Origin of the sequence: Streptosporangium sp. NPDC006013 (genome assembly GCF_040614275.1) — a bacterium.
GTDB lineage: Bacteria > Actinomycetota > Actinomycetes > Streptosporangiales > Streptosporangiaceae > Streptosporangium.
Window position 1 is genome coordinate 1 of the sequence record NZ_JBEXUE010000568.1, and the last position, 5,817, is coordinate 5,817.

At 70.6% G+C, this 5,817-nt stretch carries 5 protein-coding genes; 1 reads left to right on the forward strand and 4 read right to left on the reverse strand.

Annotated elements, in window-relative coordinates; genetic code table 11:
* On the reverse strand, nucleotides 1-1,067 hold a 1,067-nt coding region (locus ABZ260_RS45100; RefSeq protein ID WP_355630412.1), incomplete at its 3' end, for an extracellular solute-binding protein.
* A 70-nt stretch (nucleotides 1,068-1,137) separates the two neighbouring features.
* Nucleotides 1,138-2,307, reverse strand: coding sequence for a DegT/DnrJ/EryC1/StrS family aminotransferase (locus tag ABZ260_RS45105; RefSeq protein ID WP_355630415.1), 1,170 nt, complete (start codon nucleotides 2,305-2,307; stop codon nucleotides 1,138-1,140).
* A gap of 62 nt (nucleotides 2,308-2,369) precedes the next feature.
* Between ABZ260_RS45105 and ABZ260_RS45110 the strand changes: the two genes are divergently transcribed.
* Nucleotides 2,370-3,575 carry a hypothetical protein gene (locus tag ABZ260_RS45110; RefSeq protein ID WP_355630417.1) on the forward strand — a complete coding sequence of 402 codons (1,206 nt, stop codon included), beginning with the start codon at nucleotides 2,370-2,372 and terminating at the stop codon, nucleotides 3,573-3,575.
* Here ABZ260_RS45110 and ABZ260_RS45115 read toward each other — a convergent pair.
* Complete coding sequence (locus tag ABZ260_RS45115; protein WP_355630420.1) at nucleotides 3,572-4,627, reverse strand: dihydrodipicolinate synthase family protein; 1,056 nt, start codon at nucleotides 4,625-4,627, stop codon at nucleotides 3,572-3,574. The genes ABZ260_RS45110 and ABZ260_RS45115 overlap by 4 nt on opposite strands.
* A 31-nt stretch (nucleotides 4,628-4,658) precedes the next feature.
* Nucleotides 4,659-5,675, reverse strand: a complete 1,017-nt coding sequence (locus ABZ260_RS45120; protein WP_355630423.1) for an NAD-dependent epimerase/dehydratase family protein — start codon at nucleotides 5,673-5,675, stop codon at nucleotides 4,659-4,661.
* Nucleotides 5,676-5,817 lie beyond the last annotated feature (142 nt).

Sequence of the window (5,817 nt, forward strand, 5' to 3'; positions counted from 1 at the left end):
ACGACCGGAGAGGTGCCGGGCACGGTCACGTCGGTACGCGCGGAGAAGAAGCCCGACTCCTTGGCCAGCGCCGCCGAGGCCTCCGGCGCGGACAGGAAGGCGGCGAACTTCTTGGCGGCCTCGGCGTTCGGCGAGTGCTTGGCCAGCACGAGCCCGCCGGGGATGCCGAACGCGACCTTCTTCGTGTTCTCCAGCGGCAGCCCGACGCCGACGTTGTCGTCGCCGATCGCCGCGCCGAGCTGGGCGACCTGCAGCGCGGTGGCCGCGTGGTAGACGGCCGTCTTGCCTCCGGCCAGGGCGCCGCCCTCGATGTCGTTCTTCTTGGTCGCCGCGTTCTCCGGCAGGCCGCCCAGCTTCTGCAGGTCGAGCAGGAACTGCAGGGCCCCGATGCCCTCGGGACCGTTGAAGACGACGCTCTTGCCGTCGGCGGCGAACACGCTGCCGCCGTTGCCCCACAGCAGCGGGTAGAAGCTCTGGTTCAGGCTGATCTCGGGGGCGCCGGGGTAGTCGAGGATCGCGACCTTCTTGGCGGCGAGCTTGGGCGCGGCGGCCTTGAACGCCTCCCAGGTCTGGGGGAACTCGGTCACGCCCGCGTCGGTGAACGCCTTCTTGTTGTAGATCGGCGCGGTGATGGTCTGGTAGATCGGCACGCCGTAGAGCTTGCCCTCCATGCTCAGCGCGGTGAGAGCGTTGGGCAGGAAGGAGGTCTTGGCGGCGGCCACCACGTCGTCCACCGGGGCCAGGGCGCCCTGCTTGGCGTACTGCGGGATCTGGTCGGGAGTGAGCACGACCAGGTCGAAGCCCTTCTTCGAGGCGAGCGCCGTCGTGATCTTCTCCTGACGGCCCTCCCAGGGCTGATGGTCGACCTTGAGATCGATCGTGGCGTTCTTGGCCTCGAAGTCCTTCTCGATCTTGGCCCAGAACGCCTGGTTCTTGGCCTGATCCCCGATCACGGGGTACATCCAGAGTGTCACCGTGCTCTTGTCCGACCCTGAGCCGGAGCCGCCGCATCCGGCGAGCACGACTCCCAGGGCGGCCGCGAGGCCGGCGAGTGCGACCTTCCTCATTGGGCCTTCCTTTCTTGGAAACACCGGCTTATTGGCAATACCGGTCCCGACCGAAATGTAGCGACCACCCTCATGAAGGGTCAATGCCCGACATCTGAACGTAACGACGGAATCCATCACTGATCGCCGCGACGTGGTCGGCGGTGTAGTTCTCGTTCAGGTCCACGATCAGCAACGTCTCGCCGACCAGGCGGTCCGCCTCGGGGCAGGCGGCCGGCGGCGCCGACAGCGGAAATCTGGACGTACCGTACATCGGCCCGTCCCACAACGGTGCCCGGTTGAGCGGCTCGGCAAGATACCCGGACCGGGCCGGAATCCCGTCGGCGGCCAGCCTGGCGGCGAGCTCCGGCGCCCCTCCGCCCGGCAGCACGACCGGGAAGTACCACCACGCGTGCCCGCGCGGATCGGGCAGAGCGAGGCCCGGCAGCCCCGCCAGCTCCCGCAGCAACCGCGTGGCCCAGTGCCGCCGGGCGGCCACCACGCCCGGCAGTTTGGCCAGCTGCGCGCGAGCCACCGCAGCCTGCAGCTCGGTCATCCGGTAGTTGAGCCCGAAGCTCAGGTGGTGCCGCCCGTCGGCCCGGTCCCAGCCCTTGTCGGAGAACAGCCGCATCGTCCGGGCCAGCGCGTCGTCGTCGGTGACCACGAGACCGCCGTCGCCGCAGGTGACGTGCTTCCACTGCTGCAGGCTGAAGCAGCCGATCTCGCCGGCGGCGCCCACCGGCCGGCCGCCGGGCAGCTCGCCCAGCCACGCCTGCGCGCAGTCCTCGATCAGCATGATCCCGTGCTCGTCGGCGATCGCCCGCAACTCGTCCACGGCGGCGGGTGCGCCGAAGAGGTGCACGGCCATGATCGCCCTGGTGCGCGGGGTGATCGCGGCCCGCACGGCGGCCGGATCGAGATTCCCGGACAGCGGATCGACGTCGGCGAAGACAGGGATCGCGTTCTGCGCCAGGATGGGGGCCACGGTTCCGAAGTCGGTCATGGGCGTCGTTATGATCTCGTCGGCCGGGTTCGGAGCGGCCGCCACGACCGCGAGATGCAGAGCAGCGGTGCCCGAGCTGCACGCCACGGCGTGCCGGGCGCCGCACAGCTCGGCCATCTCGCGTTCGAGCGCCCTGGTCTCGGTGCCCCACACGGAGTTGAGCATCCCCGAGCGGATCACCCGCTCGGCGGCGGCCACCTCCTCGTCGCCGAGTGTCCTGCCGGCCGCTTCCGCGGCGCTGGGGAATTTCGGAGTCACGCAACACCTCGCACGAGATAAAGTCATAGCGGTCTTGACCGTAATTTAGCCAGGAGGTCTCAGTGGGGATCCTCATCGGGGTGGTCGGCCCCCACGACCTGGTCGACGACGTGGCGGCCATCTGTGAGGAACAACCGGGTGTGAGCACGCTGCGGCTCGACTACGACCACGAGTCGCAGGCGCCCACGATCGTCGAGGCGCACGCCGGCGCGGTGGAGGGCTGGCTGTTCACCGGCGTCGTGCCGTACATGCTCGCGCAAGAGGCCGACGTTCTCACGCGTCCCACCGCGTTCGTCGACTACTCGGGCGCGACCCTGCTCAGCGCCCTCGTACGGCTCCAGCACCAGGGCCACGACGTCACCCGTCTGTCCATCGACACCCTGTCGGGCGCCGACGTGACCGCCACGTTCGCCGAGGCCGGCCTGCCCACCGACGAGTTGCGGGTGCTCCCCTGGCGCAGCGGCCTGACCTCGCGGTCGGCCATCGCCTTCCACCGCCGCGGCGGCGAGCACACCGTGATCACCTGCCTCAGCTCGGTGCACGATGCGTTGCGCGGCAAACTCCCGGTGCTGCGCCTGGTGCCTTCGACGCACTCGGTCCGCATCGCCCTGCGCCGGCTCCTGCTGTCGGCGGAGGGCCAGGCGCAGGAGGACGCGCAGATCGCGCTGGGCCTGATCGAGCTCGACGGCGAGGAGGGCCTGCTGCGCGAGGCGACCGCGCTTGGCGGCACGCTCGCGGCCTTCCGGGGCGGCGTCCACCTGCTGGTCACCACCCGCGGCCCGCTGCACGACGCGACGGGCGGCTTCTCCTCCCTGCCGATGCTGTCGCGGCTGGCCGCCTACAGCCGGGTCGTGCGGGCTGGGTTCGGCCTGGGCCGCAGCGCCGCCGAGGCCGAGAGCCTGGCCCGCAGGGCGCTGGCCAGGGCCCGGCGCATCGGCGACGTGGCCGCGGTGCTGTCGCTGCGGGCCGACACCGACGTCGTGCTGGAGTCGGTCGCCCCGCCCCCGGCCAGCGAGACGAACCTGCCGCTCCTGGCCCGCCGGGTGGGCCTGTCGGTGGCGACGCTGGAGAAGCTGCTGGAGGCGCGGGCGACGGTGGGCGATCAGCCACTGACCACCCGCGAGATCGCCGAGCGGCTCGCGGTGCAGCAGCGCACGGCCCGCCGGATGCTGCACCGCCTGGAGCTGGCCGGGCTGGCCGAACGCACCGGCAACCTTTCCAGCGGCTCCAGCGGCCGACCGCTGACGCTCTACCGCCTGACCCTTTAGCGCAGCCACCGGTCCAAGCCCTCGGCGACGAACTCGTCGTCGCGTAGCCACGGATAGGCCGCCCAGATCCGGTCGATCTCGGCGCGCTGCCCGGGGGAGAGCTCCTCCTCCAGATCCAGGCACCAGCGCCCGGCCAGCAGACCCTGGCGGCGCAGAACCTCGTGGATACCGGGGATGCAGCCGCGGAAGCCGTGCTCGGCGTCGAAGATGGCGGCGTTGGCGTCGGTCAGGTGCCCATCGAGGGTGAGCAGCCTGCGCACGGCGGCGTCGTCGCCGCCACGGGCGCGCCGCGCCTCGTCGAGCAGCTCGACCGCCCGCTTCACCCACACCGCCCACTGGCCAAGGAGACCGCCGACGAACTCGACGTCGACCTCCTCGCCGTCCACGACGACGCGATGCGAGGTGATCAGGTCCGACAGGATGTGGTCGTCGTTGCCGGTGTAGAGCGCCACCTGGCGGGTGCGCCCGGCCCTGACCACGCCATGGAGCACGTCCAGCGTCCGGTAACGGTTGAACGGGGCGACCTTGATGCCGACGACCGCGTCGATCGAGGCCAGACGCGTCCAATAGTCGCGGGTCAGCGTCCGGCCGCCGACGGCGGGCTGCAGGTAGAAGCCGATCACCGGCAACACCTCCCCCACCGCGCGGGTCCGCTCGATGAGCTGATCCTCGTCCAGCTCGCGATACGGGCTCAGCAGCACCATGTGGTAACCGAGCGAGGCCGCCAACTCCGCCTCCGCCACCGCCTGCGCGGTGCTCCCGGTCGCGCCCGCCACCAGCACCACCTCGCGCTCGTAGCCACGGACGGTCTCGGCGGCCAACTCCAGCACGGGAGGCAGCAGGCCCGTGCCGTGGATCGCGAACTGGGTGGTGTGCACCCCGACGGCCAGACCGCCCGCCCCCGCCTCGACGTAGTAGCGGGTCAGCGCCCGCTGCCGCCGCTCGTCGAGCCGCCGCTCCTCGGTCAGCGCCAGCGGGTGCGCCGGGATGACTATGCCCTTGCGGAACAGGTCGTGGACGGAACCATGTCTCTCAGGTGCCGTGCTGAGCACGTACGTTCCCCTTTCACTCTCGCCGATGCGGTCAGAACGCGCCGTCACGGCGCTCGAACTTGGTGGGCTTGCCCAGCAGCGCCCCCCCGTCACCCACCCAGCGGGCGGTGTGCTCGACCAGTTCGGCAAGCGTGAGATCGGGGTAGCCGAACAGACCGTGGCAGCGCGAGGCGTTGGACAACAGCGCCGTGGAGGCCTCCTCACCGATGAAGACCGGCTCCCTGCCCAGCAGGCGGCCGAGGTCGGTGGCGACCTGCCGTACCGAGACCAGCTCGGGTCCGGTCACGTTGAGCACGTACGGCGGAACGGAGGCCAGCAGCAGCGAGCGAAGCGTCACCTCGTTGGCGTAGCCCTGCCAGACCACGTTCGCCTGGCCGGTGGTCACGTCTATGGCCTGTCCGGCGACGATCTTCTGCGCGAGGTCGACCAGCACGCCGTAGCGCGTCTCGACGGCGTAGTTGAGCCGGATCAGCGCCGTCGGTGTGCCGCGCTCCTCGGCGAAATGAGTGAGCACACGCTCGCGGCCCAGGCAGCTCATGGCGTAGTCGCCGACCGGCCCGGTGGGCGAGTCCTCGGTGGAACCACCGGAGGTGATCGGAACGAGCGGGTAGACGTTGCCCGTCGACAGCGCGGCGATCCTGCTGCCCGCGAACCGGTCGGCCACCCGACCGGGCAGGTAGGCGTTGGTGAACCAGGTGGCGTGCTCGCGCCCCTGGGTGCCGAACTTGGCACCGACGAGAAAGACCACATTGGGCACGTCGGGCAGCTCACGCAGCGCGTTCTCGTCGGCGATGTCGGCCGCCACGACCGTGGCGCCCTCGTCGCTGAGCGCCTGCGCCAGGCCAGGCTCGGAGAAACGCGACACCGCGATGACGCGCTTGCCGCCTCCGGCCGCCCTGACCCCGTTCAGCGCCAGGCGGACGAGGCTGGGGCCAAGCTTGCCTCCGGCACCGAGCACCATGATGTCGCCGTCGAGCTTGCCCAGATCCTCGACCAGCCCGTCACGGGGGCGTGACAGGCGTTCTTCCAGCTCTGCGATGGTCCGCACGCGGAACTCCTCACTCTCATTTACGGTCCAGACCGTAACTGGGGGAGAGTTCGGCTGTCAACGTCCGCCCGGCGCTGAACGGGGTCAGGGCGGCCGGAGGCGGCAAGCGCGTCATCGCGGTGTCGCGTTTCTCCGAGCCTGG